Genomic DNA, 17052 nt, shown 5'->3' with positions numbered 1-17052 from the left:
ACAATTTTATCAGGTAACTACCTATGGCTCTGACACCCAATTCGCCGAATGCAGACAACTCAATGCAAGCGTTAAAGCAATACGGCAGCTATATTGTCACTGCGATTTTGTTGGCACTGGCCGCTTATTTTGGCTGGACATATTGGCAGGACAATCATGCCCGTGTGGATACGGTTGCTGCCGATCACTATGCGGACATCCAGCGATTGAATGAAGAAGTCAGTCTGGCGTCACAAAATCCAGATTTAGAAGCAGAGGCAAAAGCAGCACTATCAGACAGCCGTACGCAGCTTAATAAAGACATTGATGACTTGGTCAGCACGCATGGTGACTCCGTCTATGCGTGGCAAGCGCTGATGATTAAAGCGCGTCAACAGGTTGATGGTGATGACTTTACAGGCGCAAGTGAGACGCTAAAAAAAGCGCTGGCAATCGATTTGGGTGATGCGGGTCTGACTGCGATTACTCGTCTGCGTTATGCTAAGACGCTATTGGCGGCTGGTGATGCAGATGCAGCCTTAGCCGAAGCCAACAACGATATGCCAAGCTCCTTTGAAGCCAGTCAGCAAGAGCTGCTGGGTGATATTTATCTGGTGCAAGACAATAAAGACTCAGCGATTAAGTCTTATAACAATGCTTGGGAATTGTTACGTAGTCGTCAAGAAACGCGTGCGGTATTGGCTTTAAAGATGGAAAGTTTGGGTATCGTGCCTGAGCCTATTGAGCCGCAAGCTGGCCTGCTGCAAGAGCCTGCTACTGCTGAGCAGCCATTAGTCATTGAGGAAAATACCGCTACCGCCGAGCAACCCTCTTAGTTTTAATGATTTATATCGTAACTCAAACCGTTCTACAAACTAAGTAGCGCAGTAAGTCAGCAGAGCAGTATTAACAGTCGGTACCAATGTAGCGGGAATGTACCGGACTTTTTTATTACTGCTCAATTGCCTATTTACTGATGGCTAATTTATTAATGATTAATTTATTTGTAGTGAGAACCTATCATGACTCAATCTATTCGCTCTAGCAACACGTTAAAGGCTAAGACCATCAAGACGACTGTCATGCACGTGGCTGTCATCGCAGCACTGGCAACGGCTGTCGTTGGCTGTAATCGCGGTATCAAACCTGTCGTTAACGATCCTGTAAAACTGGTGCAAATTGCTCAGCCTATTAGCGTGCTACAGCCTGTATTTAGCACTGATGTCGGTAACAGAAAAGCCAGCAAAAAAGACCCATTAGATTTACAGGTCGGATATGCCAATGGTCAAATAGTAACGGCATCACGCGGTGGTGATTTGACCGGCTTTAATAGCGCTGGTCAAGAGTCATGGTCGGTCAATGTCGGTGATCAAATCACAGGCGGCGTGGCAATAGATGCCTTGAGCCAAACTGCAATTGTCAGTACACGTAGCGGGCGAGTCATGGCTTTTGATAGTGCGACTGGCGCAAAACGCTGGCAGCAACAGTTATCAGGTTCGGTACTGTCACCAGCGCTTATTAGTAATAATCGGGTGATTTTGTCGGCCAATGATGGCTTCTTGCACGGCTTATCACTACAGACTGGTCAGTTGGTATGGCAGTTCGCCACTCAAGTACCTGCTATCAGTGTGCGCGGTAGTGCGGCACCGACGTTGTTAGATGAAAAAACAGCATTATTGGCAACGGCTGATGGACGTTTGCATGCAGTGACCACCGATAGCGGTCTACCGCAGTGGTCAAGACGTGTGGGCGTGGGCGCGGGCAGTAGTGAAGTTGAGCGTATGAGCGATGTTGACGGCAAGCCTGTCGTCAATAATAATCAGCTGTTTGCTATCAGCTATAGTGGGCAACTATTAGGGATTGACTTGGCGTCACGTCAAGTGATGTTTGTCAATGATCTTGCCAGCCTAAAAGCGCTAGCGGTAAACAATCAGCAAGTCATTGCCACCAGCTTAGACGGAAAAGTAGTCGCTTATGATCGTAGCAATGGTGAGATGCTATGGGAAAGTGAAGAGCTGGCTTATCGCCACTTAACCAACCCTGTCATGATTGGGAACTATATTGCAGTGGGTGATTATGATGGGGTTGTGCATTTATTTGACCCTGCTAGCGGAAAAATCGTCAGCCGTGTAGAGACCAAAGGCGCGCTTACCAACTTGCAAGCTCAAGGTAGCCGCTTGCTGACCCAAAGTACCTCAGGCCAAGTTGCTATCTGGCAATTAGCTCGCTAAGACTTGATGAACAGGCGCTTTATCAATGGTTTTTTTAAGCCTATGACTAAGCGTACTGTTTAATGTCGATGCTAAGAGATATAAACGCTGCTTTGTCAGCGTTTCATGCCTTGTGTAAATGGCTTGTTTAACGACAGGGTTTCGCGTACTCTATGCGACCGATGCGCTGTCGGCATTATCTCTATATAATAGCGGTAGGTAATGCCTATGTATGGTATCTGGAGACAGTATTCATAAATAATGCTGTCTCTAGGCATACCATCTATTTATTGCAAAATAGTAAATAATACCTTTTTATTGCTATAGTCGGTTTAATATAATTTAGAGACAAGAAAGGCGAGTGAAAGTACTACAAATAGTAGACTAAACGAGACTGACACCGTATCTAATTTATAGAGGATTGACTATATCGTTTTATATTTATCATTCATTTTAGTTTACGTTCAAGCACAGCATGTTTACTCGTATTATTAAGCGAGTAACTGTCTTGTCCGTCATTGTGCCCTTCACTGAGAGTAACCCATGAGTATCAAGCCTGTGGTCGCCTTAATTGGTCGTCCAAACGTCGGTAAATCTACCTTATTTAATCAGTTCACTAAAAGTCGGCAGGCACTGGTTGCTGATTTGTCAGGATTGACTCGTGACCGTCAATACGGCGATGCGGTATATGAAGGCAAAGCCTTTATCGTCGTCGATACGGGCGGTATTGGTGAAGCGGATGATGGCAGCGGCAACATCGATGACTACATGTCTGAACAGTCGCATACTGCCATTCACGAAGCGGATATCATTGTGTTTGTGGTTGATGCACGGGCTGGGATGATTGGCGCTGATGCCGAAATCGGTAAGTTCTTGCACACCCTTGGCAAGCCGGTCTATGTGGTTGCCAACAAAGTCGATGGTGTCCATGACTCTGCCCCTGCAGAATTTTATGCTTTAGGGTTGGGCGAGCCGTATCCGATGGCAGCCAGCCATGGTCGCGGTATCGGTAACTTGCTCGAAATTCTGACTGCTGATATGCCTGAACAAGATGCAGTGGTAGAGCCGAGAGGTTTAAAGCTTGCCATTATCGGTCGTCCAAACGTGGGAAAATCCACCTTGGTGAACCGTCTATTGGGTGAAGACCGCGTTGTGGTGTTCGATATGCCTGGCACCACGCGTGACAGTATTTATATCCCTTATAAGCGCGATGGCAAAGACTACGTATTGATTGATACGGCTGGTGTCCGTCGTCGTGGTAAAATCGATGAAAAAGTAGAGAAATTTTCAGTTATCAAAACCTTGCAAGCCATTGAAGACTCCAACGTCACGGTTATTGTCATTGATGCTCATGAAGGAATCGTCGATCAAGATTTGCATATGATTGGTTACGCCCTTGATGCCGGTCGTGCTTTAGTCGTAGCAATCAATAAGTGGGACGGTCTGACTCAAGATCAAAGAGACTATATCAAAATTGAGATGGATCGCCGCTTTAATTTTATTCCGTATGTAAAAGTGCATCTAATCTCAGCATTACATGGCACTGGCGTGGGTAATTTATATCCATCTATCCTGCGTGCTTATCAGTCCTCTATGTTTGAAGTGTCGACCAACCGTTTGACTCAGATTTTACAAGATGCCGTGACTGCCAATCCACCACCGACGGTCGCTGGTCGCCGTATCAAGTTACGCTATGCGCATATCGGTGGTCACAATCCACCCGTGATTGTCATTCATGGTAACCAAACTGGCTCGCTCCCTAAGAGCTATCAGCGTTATCTAGAAAACCAATTCCGTCAGGTGTTTAAGCTCGAAGGTACGCCGCTTAATGTGGTCTTTAAGCTCAACGAAAATCCTTACGCTAATAAAAGTGATACGCCAACCAAAGCAAAAGCGCAACAGTTACGTCAACGTGAGCGTAATCGAACGCAGAAGTTCACCACAAAAGATAAAAAACCGCGTTAAAACAACGGTTTTACCTGCCTTTAAATGTTTATAATTTTATTTATAAATATAGACTCACTGCAGCTTTGTTATAACAAGGCTGCAACACAGTATGTGCATGTTGCTCTTACCATATCTTACAAATACCTGTAGTATAAATAAACAGTCGTCTTAACTCAGTTGAGTGACATGAACAACCAACCGCTGCAAACCCTTCCTAAGCTTATCTGGCGCTCGGTCGTGCAAGCCATCATTTTGGCTGTATTGGCTGGTATTTTATTGTCTTTTATTTACGGTTTGGTGCATCATTATCAACAGAAGCATCGTCATATTCAGCAATTGGCCGCCTTACTGACAAGCAGTGCGTCGACAGTAGATGGTGCCGACACTGTTGCCAAGCAAGTCAGCATTCTGTTGGCGGCAGAACCAAATATCCAAAGCATCCTATTTTATTCAACGCCGCAGCCTATTGCTGATATAGATAGGTTCACCGCCTATCAGTCAAACGATGACTGGCAAAACGCTTTGTTTGCCAGTACGGTCAGCTTTAATTATCCAGTCATCAGTGATGATATCGTTGACGATAGTGCTGCAACGATAAACGCCACTCAGCAACCAAACACGCTTTTATCAGACAACACGCTTGAGCTGGCAGCCCCTGAAGCCTTAACCGATAATAGTGCCTTGGTTGGCTATATTAATATCACTTTAGATGTAGATAAGTTGCGGGCCAATTGGTTTCGTAGCAACCTGTTGTTATGGCTTATCACTACCATGCTCGCTATTATTTGGGCGCTATACATTCTGCGTAAGCTCAGCTGGCCTGTCAAAGACATCGCAGCGCTAACCGAGGTGTGTGAGATCGTTAGTAAGAACCCAGAGCTTGAACAGCTGCCAGTGATCCCGCAGCAGTTTGAGTTTCAAGAACTGGTGCAAATCAAACAGACCTTTATAACTTTGTTTGATCGCCTACAAGCGGCCAAACAAGACTACGAAGCCCTTGCCGTCTTTGAGCAGCAGCTACACCATAAGGACTTGTCTTTAGATGTGCAGTTGCATAACTTTCAAAGTATGATCACTCACGAATTAAAAACATCATTGAATGCGATTGTTGGCGGCTTGCATCTATTAGATGATGAGCGCTTAAATAATGAGCAAAAAGATGCGGTTGATATCATCCGTAATGGCAGTGAAAAATTGGTATTGTCGCTTGACCAAATCATTCAATTGAATCAAATACAAAAGGGTCAAGTTAGCCTACATTTTAGTGAATTTAACCCCTTACAGTTAATCGCTGATCTGTTAGCGGATGTTGAGTGTGCTGCTAAACAAAAAGGCTTGGCGTTAGTCAGTCATATTCACCATATAGACTATACGCTCGAAGGCGATGCGAGCAAAATAAAACAGATATTATCAATACTCCTGAGCAATGCAATTAAGTTTACACCAGTGGGACAAGTGAGTATCAGCTCGCAATTGACCCATTTTGACAATAGTAACCGCTGGCAAATTACTATCAAAGATACGGGGATTGGTATCGAGAGCGATTATATCGATGATATTTTTAATCCATTTTTTCAGATAGATTCCTCACAAACTCGGCAGTACGAAGGGACAGGTATCGGCTTGCCGGTGGTCAAACAAATCGCTCAGCTGATGAGTGCAACTATCGAAGTTGAAAGCGCTCTAGGCGTCGGTACGCAGTTTATACTCACCATTCCTCTACCCAAAAAAACCCACGTTCGTCAGCAAAAACTATTGGCTGGATTGGACGTAGTTTACTACTATGATCATGAAACGGGAGTTTTGGTAGATGAGCTTGAGCGTTTAGGGGCGACAGTCATCTGTCACCAGCATGAACATCTTGTGATCGAAGCACTGCATACGAAGAAAGTCGATATGGTGATGTTTGCAGAAGATGTGTCCGCAGGCATCGCTGAAGTTATCGCCAAGCGTATTCGCCAGTTTGAAAGCTACGAGAGTGAGAACCGCGCGCTATTGGTCTACTGGTACGCGCCGCATCAAGCGCAATACTTAGACAGCTTTGAGCATGGCTTAAAAGCGGCTGGTATCGATTACTGTTATAGCGCAGCTTATGAAGATAAAGCCTTAAGTAATCTGCTGAAAAGTTGGCTAATATGGGCATAGCTTATCTCAAAAGTGGCTTACTTCAAAAGTATTCACTTTGAGCTTAATTGCTTTAAAAGCAATAGATATAAGTATCAATTAGTATAGCTATAACTCAGTATAGAAACAAAAAAAGACGCCCAAATTGGAGGCGTCTTTTTTATTCACTCATGCTCTTAAAAAGTATTTGTGCGATGACTAAATAGCCTTACTTTAAAATAAGTTTTGTACCCAGCGTACGGCATGTTGCCACATACGACTCATAAAGCCTGATTGCTCGACATCATTGGTCGCTATGATAGGCACTGATGCGACTGCCTTACCATCGATGACTGCCATCATTTTGCCAACTTCTTGACCTTTTTTGATAGGCGCTTCTAAGCTTTCAGGGATATCAACTACGGTCGTGATTTTGTTCTTCTGCGTTTTACTGGTTAGAATTTGCAGATTATCACCTGTAGTCAGCTCTACTTCCTCTGCTTCCCCGAACCATACAGGGATTTTGCTCACGAACTGGCCAGCCGGTGCCTTGGTTACGGTCGTGAAGTGGCCAAAGCCCCAGTTGAGTAGCTCACGTGACTGATCGGCACGCGCTTGCTGGCTTTCGGTACCCATGATGACAGAGATTAGACGCATGCCTTCACGGTTACTTGACGCAACCAAGCAATAGCCAGCGGCATCAGTATGACCTGTTTTTAGGCCATCAACGGTAGAGTCAGTGGCGAGTAGGGCATTACGGTTACCTTGGGTAATACCATTGTAGGTAAACTCTTTTTCGGCATAAATACCATAATAGTCACCGCTGTTTTTGATAATAGCACGGGCTAGTTTGGCCAAATCCAACGCCGAGGCTTCATGACCTTCGTCAGGCATACCCGTAGAGTTGACGAAGTGGGTATTCTCCATACCCAGCTTTTCTGCTTGCTCATTCATTAGGATGGCAAATGAATCTTCGCTACCAGCAATATGCTCCGCCATGGCTTTTGAGGCATCATTACCTGATTGAATGATAATACCGCGCAGCATATCAATAACGCTGGCCTTTTGGTTCACTGGCACATACATACAAGATTGACTGCTACTACCACGGCACCAAGCATTTTGACTCATCAATACTTGTTCGTCTTCTTTAAGATCACCTGACGCTAAGCGCTGCTCAATGATGTAACTGGTCATCATTTTCGTCAAAGACGCTGGTGGGAGAGCTTGTTTGGCATTTTTTTGTGCCAATATTTCACCAGTATTGTAGTCCATTAGCACATAGGCTGTATTTTCCATCTCAGGTGGCTGAATGGCAGCGCTCGCCATCACCGCACTCATAGAAATACTCATACCAACGACCAGCTGCACCAGCTGTTTTTTTACACGCTTTACTGTCATAGATTGTTACACCGCATCATGGAACCAAATGTATCTATCGCATCATGGCTAGTACTAAACCTCATACGTTATTTCAAACCCTATGTCTCAAACATAAGGTTTTAAAAGAGCCAATGTGTGAGGAAAACGAGGCCTGAGCGACGGACATAAAATTAACGCCTTATCTTAGCAAAATGCCAACCGATGGGGAATCGATAAATAAAAAAAATAGGACGCAACTGAAAAAGGCAGGCAATACTTAAAAGGCTTTTAGGTATATTGAGATTTATGCATGTTTTTTTACTTGCCACAAAAAAGCTTGCCGCACCAACTGCAATGGAGCAGTGGGGTGACAGCAAGCTTTTCCTAGACGCGATAAGCTCACTTATAAAGCTCGTCGCGCTAGCGTTCTATTTGCTTAACTCAATAAGGCAAAGGCAGCAATATCTATATTTTTTATCATTATTTATTGCTGTTAATGTCCAAGTGAATAATAGAAAGGATTGTACAGAGTAATATTTCTAGACTTAGCAAAAGTTCTACTTTTGTCATACAACGAAAGCATCTATTAATTATCCATTAATATTCAGCGTTCGCCAAATCTTCGCACAAGGCTTTATTTTCTTGTTTAGAGAAGCCCATGGTCCAGCTACGGATGCCTTGTAATATCTGGCGATAGTCTTGCTGTGTTGATAGATATTGAATCGCCGCTTTTGGGTCTTCTAGCGATGGCATCAATTCATGCAGCTGTACCGTATAAGACTTATAAAAACGCTGTTTCTGTTTACCATTTAGCATCGGCGGGCAAATCTCAGACAATACTTGCATCACGGCAATCTCGTGCTTGGTGATATTCATGCCAGACATATCCAATGGGATAGTGGTTGCTGGATTGGGTGCAGCATTGGTCGCTTGAGACAGCATGGCAACAGACGTTATCAGTCCTGCAAAACCGATTTTTGAGACGGTCTTTGCTATCACAGAAGCTATAGATAATATCGATTGATTATTCATTCAGTATTACACTCGCTTATCTTTATTTAATGGTCATATGTTAATGGGTAAAAAAACAAAAGTCACATAAAATATTGATTTATGTGTAGATATATTGTGAGCCAAAGGCATTTTGCAGCAACATATCAGTAGCATCAACCTATAAGTTACGTCAGCATAAAAGTATAAGTTTATATTGTTGTACGTTGTTGTCTATTGTAACGTGTTACCGACCAGTTTTAATTGCATCTAGTCGAGCCACTATAAAATAAACATAGTACTACTGGGATGAATTTTTCGTCGCCTCTGTCAGCTTAGACACAGCAAGTAAGGAAAATTTATACCAGTGGCGCATTATAATACTTATACTCATTTTATTTGGGACTGACTATATTGCCGTTTGACTACCGTGAAAAATAAAGGATGCTGTCAAGCAACAGGCAAATTCTGCGCAAAGAGTGGGTTCGTGTCTGCTAGCGATTCAGGTATAATCGCCCATAATATCGTTGCACCTGACACGACTATAGGGTTAAAGTGCTATCTAATAATGACCACAGTTAGCATAAAACGGAGTGATAACAATCGTTCCCAGTGGTGCATCGGGGTGAGGTGCGCTCAGCAATTAATAGTCAAATACTGGGCTAATTATAGCAATTTTACCACCCTAAAGTAGACAAGCAGACAGACGGTCAAACCTAAATATATTGAGCACAAATGAAATTTTTAGTTAGTAATGATGATGGGGTACATGCGCCAGGATTGTTAGCGCTGGCGCAAGCTTTATCAAAGGTTGGTGAGGTGAAGGTGGTCGCACCTAACAATGAGCAGAGCGGCTGCAGTAGCGCCTTGAGCATCTCTCAGCCGTTGTATACTCAGCAGTTGCCGTCGGGGTTTATCGCGGTCAATGGTTCGCCTGCGGATTGTGTTTATTTGGCGTTACACGAGCTGTATCAAGACACGCGCTTTGACTGCGTGATTACCGGTATCAATTCAGGGGCCAACTTGGGACAAGATGTATTGTTTTCGGGTACTTTTGGCGCGGCATTGACCGCCCAACTCTTTGGCTTACCGGCGATTGCGACTTCTCTGGTAGGGGCGAGAATAAAAGGCGACGAGCAAGACCAAGCGCACCGCTATCAAATTGCCGCCGATGAAATAGTCAAACTGTTGACCGAAACATCTATAGTAGAGGCATTCAAAAGTTTGCCCTATCATGTATTAAACGTTAATATCCCTGATGTAAATGATGCTGATGATATCAAAGGTCGAAAAATCACCTGTCTGGGACATAGTCAGATAGCACGGCCTGTACATCATGTGGTAGATCCACGCGGGCGAGATGCCTATTGGCTATCGCTACGTAAGCGGCAACATGAATCGTCACTAGAAACTGAAGATATTCAGTCATCGGCCATGAACATGACGGATGACCAAGCGGTGGCAGCGGGTTATATTAGTCTATCTCCAGTGCGCCTGCATCATACGCCAGCTGACACCCTTAATACGTTGTCGGCGTTAATGCTATAATTTGGTGCTGCCAAATCCTAGCTGCCAAATACTAAACGGTATAAAAGTTAGCAAAATGCTTGTGATTAGCACAAGGAGTTTGTGAGTAACATAAAGAATAGGAAATCTTGTATGAAGAAGCTTATTGCTGGATCGCGCTTGGCAACAGTAGCATTGATAGGAACGTTGACAGCAGCATCGTTAACGATAGTGGGCTGTGCGACGAAGCCTACTTACCAATCAGCTAACCAAGTGGGACCTAAGATTATTACCAATGCGCAAGGCGTTCCTAACTATCATCGCGTGCAGCGTGGCGATACGGTCAGTCAAATCGCTGAGCGCTATCGCTTGAGCTATCGTCAAATTGGGGCGATGAACGGTTTGGATAGTAAATATACCATCTATAGCGGTCAGTGGTTGAAGCTATGGGAAGGCGCGCCAGTAACGGCAGCTAGCAACAATCGCTATAATACTTATAATGGTGCTAATACCTCTGCTCCCTCGCAGCCGACTTATACGCCTCCTGTCGCCAGCACGCCGACACCAGCATATGAAGTGACAGCCAACGCGACATCGGGCTATGATTATCCAAGTCGCAACCAAGTGATTCGCAACTTTGATGCGGCAGCCGGTAACATGGGCATGTGGTTCGCTGGTAACGAAGGTGATCCTGTGCTTGCCAGCCAATCTGGTACTGTATTGTATTCGGGCAATGGTCTACCAGAGTATGGCAACCTCATCATGATTCGCCACAGCGATAATTACATCACCGCCTACGCTCACAATAGTCAATTACTGGTTAAAGAAGGCGAGCAGGTACAACTTGGTCAACGTATTGCCAGTATGGGTAGCAGTGGTCAAACCAACCAAGTCGGCCTAGAATTTCAAGTTCGCTTGAATGGCAATCCTATCGATCCACGGGCTGTACTTGGACGTTAAATGCCTTGATGTTAAATGCTTAGACGTTAAATTTGATGAACGGCTGCCAATGGTTGCCGCTAATCGCTAAGTTACTTATCCATACTTGAGAGTTTTTATGATGTTAAAAAAACAGTACATTGCCCTTTTCCCTGCCTTAGTAATGGTCGGTTGTACCAGTCAACAGGCGATGCAAAAACCCAGCAAGCCTGTGCGTCAAGGTAATGTACAGATTACCCAGACCCAAACCATTCAAGTAAAGCCAACACCGGCACCGGTCGTCAAGCCGCAGCCAGTGGCAAAACCAAGTTACAACAGCTTTTCTGATTGGAAGTCTGACTTCTCCATGCGCGCGCTGTCATCAGGCTATGATGCCTCAACGATTCGACGTCTGATGGATTCTGCTTACTTAAATCAGCAGGTCATCTCGCTTGACTCAGGACAGCCAGAGTTTTCAAAAATGCCGTGGGAATATGTTGATTCTGCGGTATCAGATGGGCGTGTGAGTACGGGTAAGCGCAAGTTTGCTGAGCAACGGGCATTTTTGTCACAATTAGAATCGCAGTATGGGGTAAGTGCAGAAACCATCGCCGCGATTTGGGGCATGGAGTCGTCATACGGCGTGGTGACTGGCAATAGCGATTTACCAAGCGCGCTCTCTAGCCTTGCTTATGACGGTCGTCGCCAAGAGTTCGCCGAAACGCAGTTACTATCATTAGCGACGCTATTGCAGCGTGGTGACGTGTCGTGGTCACAGTTAGAAGGCTCTTGGGCTGGCGGCATGGGACAAACGCAGTTCATCCCAGGTACTTGGTCAGAGCATGGTGTCGATGGTGATGGTAATGGTCACCGCAACCCATGGTCAACAGGCGATGCCTTAGCCTCTACGGCCAATTATCTCAGCAACTCAGGCTGGGTTCGCGGTCTGGCGCCTTTTTATGAGGTAACGGTTCCATCTTCATTTGATTATTCAGTGGTCGGTAGCAAGCAACCTGCAGCCAGATGGGCGGCGCTTGGCGTTGATACCATAGATGATGTGTATCTCGATGCCAATACGCAAATGGAGCTATGGCTACCAGCGGGTAAAGATGGCCCAGTGCTATTGTTAAGCCCAAATTTTGATGTGATCAAGGTTTATAACAACTCATCGAGCTATGCGCTGGGTGTGAGCTTGCTGGGTAAAGCACTGGCTGGGCAAAGTGGTCTACGAAAATCATGGCCGCGCTATGAAAACCCATTATCGACTTCTCAAGTGACCAGATTGCAGCAGCGCTTAACCAGTGCAGGTTATGATACCAAAGGCACGGATGGTATTATCGGTACCAACACGCGCAAAGCATTCCAGCGTTGGCAAGCCGATAACGGGCAAACGCCAGATGGTTTTATCAGTCAGCGGAGTGCTTCTTCATTGACATCATGGTGAAGTTGGTTGCTGGCGCTATTATGTAATAATCAACGCCACCGTTTTTGACGACTGTGTTCATAATTTTTTATAGTGATGACTCTAAAAAAGCACCTAGATTAAGGTGCTTTTTTATGCCCTATCTAAAGGCATTGATTTACAGGTAGCAGCTTACTTAAAAGGTACTGAGTTAAAAGGCTCGCATTGAAAATTAAGCAGTTAAAATTAAGTACTCACTATTCGGGCATGTCATCATTTTAAAAATGGCGATAAAAATGAGATAAATGGTAGCCAAACAAGAAAAATAGCGCAGATATAGTCAGAGCATTTTTAAACCGCTACGGTGTTGCCCGCCCTAGATGTACTCAGTGTACTATCTGCGGTCGGTCGCCTTGTAGCGATTCTAAAATTCCTTGACTATAGTATCGAGATATTGACCAGCTATTTGATACAATTTGGTAGTATTTAGCCTGTTTAGTCTCTTCCGTTCAGATTGAGGACATGCCCTAATATCGATTATCTGTTAGTGTTTAACGAGCAGGGTGCTATATGAACTTATTTGTATGGTGCTATCAAAAACTTAAGTACACTCGCATTGAAAATATATAAAATCGACTACAACTAGTAGAAGAGATGCAATTAACGCTGATAGCAAAAAATACGGGCTACAGATGATAAACTGTTAGCAATGCCTCACTATAATGTAATACTAATAACAACCGACAAACTGAGTGTTCTCCTATGATTACGATGGAAGCGTTACAGACAGCGATAAAGCTGCGCGTAGATACTTATAATAATAATGACTTTCCATTGCCAACAAGGGTGCTCAACACCTGTGAGCTGCTAGACAGTCGTAATCAAATACTGGCGCAAGATATCACCGCAACATTCGATATACCAAGACAGAATCTATCAGCGATGGATGGTTATGCGATCGCTCATGGCAGCGATATATCAAACGACAGCAGCATTCAAATCATTGGCGAATCACAAGCGGGCAGTGCTTATACTGGCGAGTTAACAGCGGGACAAGGTGTACGTATCTTTACTGGCGCCGTCGTTCCAGATAGCTGTGACACGGTCATCATGCAAGAGAATACTAACTTTGCCACTATTAGAGACACAATCGATAAATCAAAACCTTACACGGTGACGCTGTCGCAAACGGCTCAGATCGATAACAATATTCGCAAACAAGGTGAAGAAATCGAATCGGGCGAGGCCGTATTGAAGGTAGGTAAACGTCTTAATGCTGCTGATATTAGCTTATTGGCTAATTTGGGCGTCAGCCAAATCAAGGTGTTTCAGCCATTGACGGTAGGCCTGTTAGCAACTGGTGATGAGCTGGTTGCTATTGGCAATGAGCTGACAAGCTTGGCGCAAATATATAATTCTAATACGCCTACACTCAAAACCATGCTGGCTGATCTGCCAGTGACCATTCGTGATTACGGCATTATCCCTGACAATCTAGAGCAGACGACTGCCGCTGTCAATAAAGCGATGCAAGACTGCGATGTCCTGATATCAACGGCTGGCGTCTCGGTTGGTGATTATGATTTTTTGACTACCGTGATTGAACAGCTGGGTCAAATTAACCACTATAAAGTCGCGATGAAGCCGGGTAAGCCGTTTGTGTTTGGTGAATTAAACCAAGATATAGCTAAGCCCGTGTTATATTTTGGTCTGCCGGGCAATCCATTATCGACGGTCGTTGGGGCGTTACAGTTTGTGATACCAGCATTGTGGCAAATGTCAGGCGCTGATTTAGCAGAGCGACCCATGCAATTGAGTGTCAAAGCAACGCTCACAAACGATATCAAAAAATCAGCTGGTCGTAAGGACTTTCAGCGCGGTGTTCTCACACAAAACGACGCTGGCAGTTATCAAGTTGAGTGCTTCTCAGGTCAGCAATCACATAGAATCAAACAGCTTAGCCGAGCGAATTGCTTTGTTGTTTTGGACAAAGACAGTGGTAATGTGGCATCAGGTGATAGCGTCATTGTGCAGCCGTTCCCTTGGCTACATGCGTAGTGACAGTTTTCTAAATCTCTATAAGATGACTACAAAAAAACTGAAAATAAATCATACAATGGTAGGCCAAACACGAATAATAAAGTAATGCTGCCCACAAGCACTACTGATGGTAGGAAAATATGAGTGATGACAACATTAAGATAGGCCATGCACAACTGTATTCGCCTAGTATGTCTACATTAACAGCCGCTACGGCTTTTGATAATTATCAAGCCCCGTCTGTAACAGCACCTACCGAGCAAGATATTGAGCACTCTCAACCGTTAACTGATGGTTTTGCTCGACGTCTTACCTATCTGCGTTTGTCTATTACCGACTTCTGTAACTTTCGCTGTGAATACTGTTTGCCGAACGGCTATCAAGGCAAACGTCCTGATGATGAGCTTAGTGTTCCTGAGATTGCCACACTGATACGCGGCTTTGCTCAAGTCGGCACCAAAAAAGTTAGAATCACTGGCGGTGAGCCCTCTATCCGTCGCGATGTCGTCGAGATTATTGAAACCATCAAACAAACTGATGGCATTGAAACGGTGGCAATGACCAGTAATGGTTATAAGCTGGGTAAGCATTTAGCCAGTTGGCAAGCAGCTGGGCTCGACCAGTTAAATATCAGCATGGACAGTTTTGATGCCGCTACTTTCCATAAGATGACAGGCTTTGATAGCTTACCGCAACTACTTGCTGACATGGATACGTTGCTACAAACCACGAATATCAAGCTCAAAATCAACAGTGTGTTGATGGCAGAGACCGCCTTTGAAAATCTGATAGATGCCATCGACTACGTCAAAGATAGGCGAGTGACTTATCGATTTATTGAATTCATGCAGACCAGCGACAATAGCGATCTGTTTTTTGCTCAGCATGCCCAGTCCGATATTATCACCTATTATTTATTAGAGCATGGCTGGCAGCCACATGAGCGCGGCAGTAGTGATGGTCCAGCGGTAGAGTACAGCCATCCTGATTATATGGGACGCATTGGTATGATTGCCCCTTACGCGGCGCATTTCTGTGATACCTGTAATCGCCTGCGGGTGAGCAGTCAAGGCAAAGTGCATCTGTGCTTATTCGATCAAGGCAACTATGATATTCGTCAGCATCTACAGACTAACGATGTGCAAGGTTTAGTCAATGATCTATATAGCTTTATGCCGATTAAACCTGAGCACCATCATTTGCATGATGCCAATAGCGGCATTATGCATAACCTGTCAATCATTGGCGGTTAAATTAATAAGCACGTTACGCTTTTTTAAACATTAACATCACCTTCTCGAGGAAACTCTATGAGCAAACCCGCTACAGCATTTACACCGCTTAATATTACCGTATTAACCGTCTCTGACAGTCGAACACTTGCAGAAGATACCTCAGGACAATACTTGGTAGACAGCTTAACCGAAGCAGGGCATCACTTAGCAGACCGTCAATTGATCTCTGATGATATCTACCAGATAAGAGCGGTGATCAGTGGTTGGATTGCAGATCCAAAGGTTCATGCAGTGATTACGACGGGCGGTACGGGATTTTTTATCAGAGATAGCATGCCAGAAGCGGTAAAAGTACTGTTTGATAAGTCGATCGATGGCTTTGGTGAAATGTTTCGTCTCATCTCAAAAGATGAAATTGGCATGTCTACGGTACAATCACGAGCGGTTGCTGGCATGGCAAATGGCACCGGTATATTTTGCTTACCGGGCTCATCAGGCGCGTGTCGTACTGGCTGGGAAAATATCTTAAAAGAGCAGTTCGATAGCCGTACTCGTCCATGCAATTTTGTGCCGCACTTTTTGGCACAAAATCCTAGCCATGACTGATATTCAATGATGGTTGATACTGCACCACATCTAAATAGCTTGGCAGGCGTAGTCATCTTAGCGGGTGGTGCGTCCAAGCGTATGGGCACGCCCAAAGCGGAGCTCACTCTGTCGACAGGTGAGCGGCTATTAGACTATCATGTGCGTCATGCCCTTGAACTAACAGCGGCTGATTCAAATGCCGCTGATTTCAATATACTGATTATGATTGCAGACAATGAGCGCGGTTTTACGGTTGATTTAGATTTAACTGTTAGTAATATACAATCTTCAATTATGCATATTACTGATTACACTCCTATGAAAGATGACAAACAGAGCGATAATGGCGGGGCTTTGGTTGCTATCGAATCAGCTCTGCAGACATTAGCTAAGCTCACTGATACAACGCCAAACCAAAAATCCGGCTCCTCATGGTTACTCGTTATTAGCTGCGATAGCTTAATACCTGCAACTGATTTGTGGCAAAAATTACAACCGGTGATTAGTCAAGCGGCCGATAAAAAAGTGGTTTGTCTAACCGATGATAGCCATCTATATCCATTATTGGGGCTGTATCAATTAAGTGTTGAGCCTGATCTGAAGGCTTATGTTGATAGCGGTCAACGCCGTGTCATGTCATTTATCAAGCCTCTTACGCAAGCGGTGCCTTTGACAGAAAATTGGCAGCATCTGACCAACTTTAATACCCCTGAAGATTTTCAACGTGCCTGCGCAGTGTTAAGCGATTTATAAAATTTTATCAAGAGACCTT

The 17052-nt window shown here is 44.5% G+C and carries 13 protein-coding genes; 11 read left to right on the top strand and 2 right to left on the bottom strand.

Going from position 1 to position 17052, the window contains the following annotated elements; genetic code table 11:
• Nucleotides 1-23 precede the first annotated feature (23 nt).
• From ACSUPM_RS09980 to ACSUPM_RS09965, 4 genes are all read left to right on the top strand, one after another.
• Nucleotides 24-815 (top strand): YfgM family protein, encoded by a 792-nt coding sequence (locus ACSUPM_RS09980; protein WP_101211618.1) that lies wholly within the window; start codon nt 24-26, stop codon nt 813-815.
• A 186-nt stretch (nt 816-1001) separates the two neighbouring features.
• Nucleotides 1002-2210, top strand: coding sequence for an outer membrane protein assembly factor BamB (gene bamB / locus ACSUPM_RS09975; protein ID WP_101211619.1), 1209 nt, complete (start codon nt 1002-1004; stop codon nt 2208-2210).
• A 522-nt stretch (nt 2211-2732) separates the two neighbouring features.
• Nucleotides 2733-4154, top strand: a complete 1422-nt coding sequence (der, locus tag ACSUPM_RS09970) for a ribosome biogenesis GTPase Der (protein ID WP_025650578.1) — start codon at nt 2733-2735, stop codon at nt 4152-4154.
• Between the two features lie 168 nt (nt 4155-4322).
• Nucleotides 4323-6281: a sensor histidine kinase gene (locus tag ACSUPM_RS09965; protein WP_101211620.1), complete on the top strand. Its 1959-nt coding sequence runs from the start codon at nt 4323-4325 to the stop codon at nt 6279-6281.
• Between the two features lie 192 nt (nt 6282-6473).
• Here ACSUPM_RS09965 and ACSUPM_RS09960 read toward each other — a convergent pair whose 3' ends face one another.
• Nucleotides 6474-7640: a D-alanyl-D-alanine carboxypeptidase family protein gene (locus ACSUPM_RS09960; protein WP_025650576.1), complete on the bottom strand. Its 1167-nt coding sequence runs from the start codon at nt 7638-7640 to the stop codon at nt 6474-6476.
• 558 nt (nt 7641-8198) lie between these two features.
• Nucleotides 8199-8633, bottom strand: coding sequence for an MCR_0457 family protein (locus ACSUPM_RS09955; RefSeq protein WP_025650574.1), 435 nt, complete (start codon nt 8631-8633; stop codon nt 8199-8201).
• Nucleotides 8634-9326: 693 nt separating this feature from the next.
• Here ACSUPM_RS09955 and surE point away from each other — a divergent pair.
• The 7 genes from surE (at nt 9327) to mobA (ending at nt 17033) form a co-directional block, all read left to right on the top strand.
• Nucleotides 9327-10139 carry a 5'/3'-nucleotidase SurE gene (surE, locus tag ACSUPM_RS09950; protein WP_436879897.1) on the top strand — a complete coding sequence of 271 codons (813 nt, stop codon included), beginning with the start codon at nt 9327-9329 and terminating at the stop codon, nt 10137-10139.
• Nucleotides 10140-10250: 111 nt separating this feature from the next.
• Entirely contained in the window at nt 10251-11057 is an 807-nt protein-coding gene (locus ACSUPM_RS09945) for a peptidoglycan DD-metalloendopeptidase family protein (RefSeq protein ID WP_436879896.1), read from the top strand.
• Nucleotides 11058-11154: 97 nt separating this feature from the next.
• Entirely contained in the window at nt 11155-12459 is a 1305-nt protein-coding gene (locus tag ACSUPM_RS09940) for a lytic murein transglycosylase (protein ID WP_350587928.1), read from the top strand.
• Between the two features lie 720 nt (nt 12460-13179).
• Complete coding sequence (locus ACSUPM_RS09935; protein ID WP_025650569.1) at nt 13180-14475, top strand: molybdopterin molybdotransferase MoeA; 1296 nt, start codon at nt 13180-13182, stop codon at nt 14473-14475.
• A 122-nt stretch (nt 14476-14597) separates the two neighbouring features.
• The gene (gene moaA / locus ACSUPM_RS09930) at nt 14598-15710 is read left to right on the top strand and encodes a GTP 3',8-cyclase MoaA (RefSeq protein WP_436879895.1); all 1113 of its coding nucleotides are present in this window, start codon (nt 14598-14600) and stop codon (nt 15708-15710) included.
• Between the two features lie 57 nt (nt 15711-15767).
• Nucleotides 15768-16298 carry a molybdenum cofactor biosynthesis protein B gene (gene moaB / locus ACSUPM_RS09925; RefSeq protein ID WP_025650567.1) on the top strand — a complete coding sequence of 177 codons (531 nt, stop codon included), beginning with the start codon at nt 15768-15770 and terminating at the stop codon, nt 16296-16298.
• Between the two features lie 6 nt (nt 16299-16304).
• Complete coding sequence (mobA, locus tag ACSUPM_RS09920; RefSeq protein ID WP_025650566.1) at nt 16305-17033, top strand: molybdenum cofactor guanylyltransferase; 729 nt, start codon at nt 16305-16307, stop codon at nt 17031-17033.
• The last annotated feature ends 19 nt before the right edge of the window (nt 17034-17052 follow it).

This window comes from Psychrobacter okhotskensis (assembly GCF_965638355.1).
GTDB classification, from domain to species: domain Bacteria; phylum Pseudomonadota; class Gammaproteobacteria; order Pseudomonadales; family Moraxellaceae; genus Psychrobacter; species Psychrobacter okhotskensis.
The sequence above is the reverse complement of the archived record's forward strand: the minus strand, read 5'-3'. Positions and strand labels throughout refer to the sequence as shown.

Coding starts and splice junctions, on each gene's coding strand:
- moaB (WP_025650567.1), top strand. CDS start 15,768: ATGAGCAAACCCGCTACAGCATTTACACCGCTTAATATTACCGTATTA.
- ACSUPM_RS09980 (WP_101211618.1), top strand. CDS start 24: ATGGCTCTGACACCCAATTCGCCGAATGCAGACAACTCAATGCAAGCG.
- ACSUPM_RS09935 (WP_025650569.1), top strand. CDS start 13,180: ATGATTACGATGGAAGCGTTACAGACAGCGATAAAGCTGCGCGTAGAT.
- surE (WP_436879897.1), top strand. CDS start 9,327: ATGAAATTTTTAGTTAGTAATGATGATGGGGTACATGCGCCAGGATTG.
- ACSUPM_RS09965 (WP_101211620.1), top strand. CDS start 4,323: ATGAACAACCAACCGCTGCAAACCCTTCCTAAGCTTATCTGGCGCTCG.
- ACSUPM_RS09940 (WP_350587928.1), top strand. CDS start 11,155: ATGATGTTAAAAAAACAGTACATTGCCCTTTTCCCTGCCTTAGTAATG.
- mobA (WP_025650566.1), top strand. CDS start 16,305: ATGATGGTTGATACTGCACCACATCTAAATAGCTTGGCAGGCGTAGTC.
- ACSUPM_RS09945 (WP_436879896.1), top strand. CDS start 10,251: ATGAAGAAGCTTATTGCTGGATCGCGCTTGGCAACAGTAGCATTGATA.
- ACSUPM_RS09955 (WP_025650574.1), bottom strand. CDS start 8,633: ATGAATAATCAATCGATATTATCTATAGCTTCTGTGATAGCAAAGACC.
- der (WP_025650578.1), top strand. CDS start 2,733: ATGAGTATCAAGCCTGTGGTCGCCTTAATTGGTCGTCCAAACGTCGGT.
- bamB (WP_101211619.1), top strand. CDS start 1,002: ATGACTCAATCTATTCGCTCTAGCAACACGTTAAAGGCTAAGACCATC.
- moaA (WP_436879895.1), top strand. CDS start 14,598: ATGAGTGATGACAACATTAAGATAGGCCATGCACAACTGTATTCGCCT.
- ACSUPM_RS09960 (WP_025650576.1), bottom strand. CDS start 7,640: ATGACAGTAAAGCGTGTAAAAAAACAGCTGGTGCAGCTGGTCGTTGGT.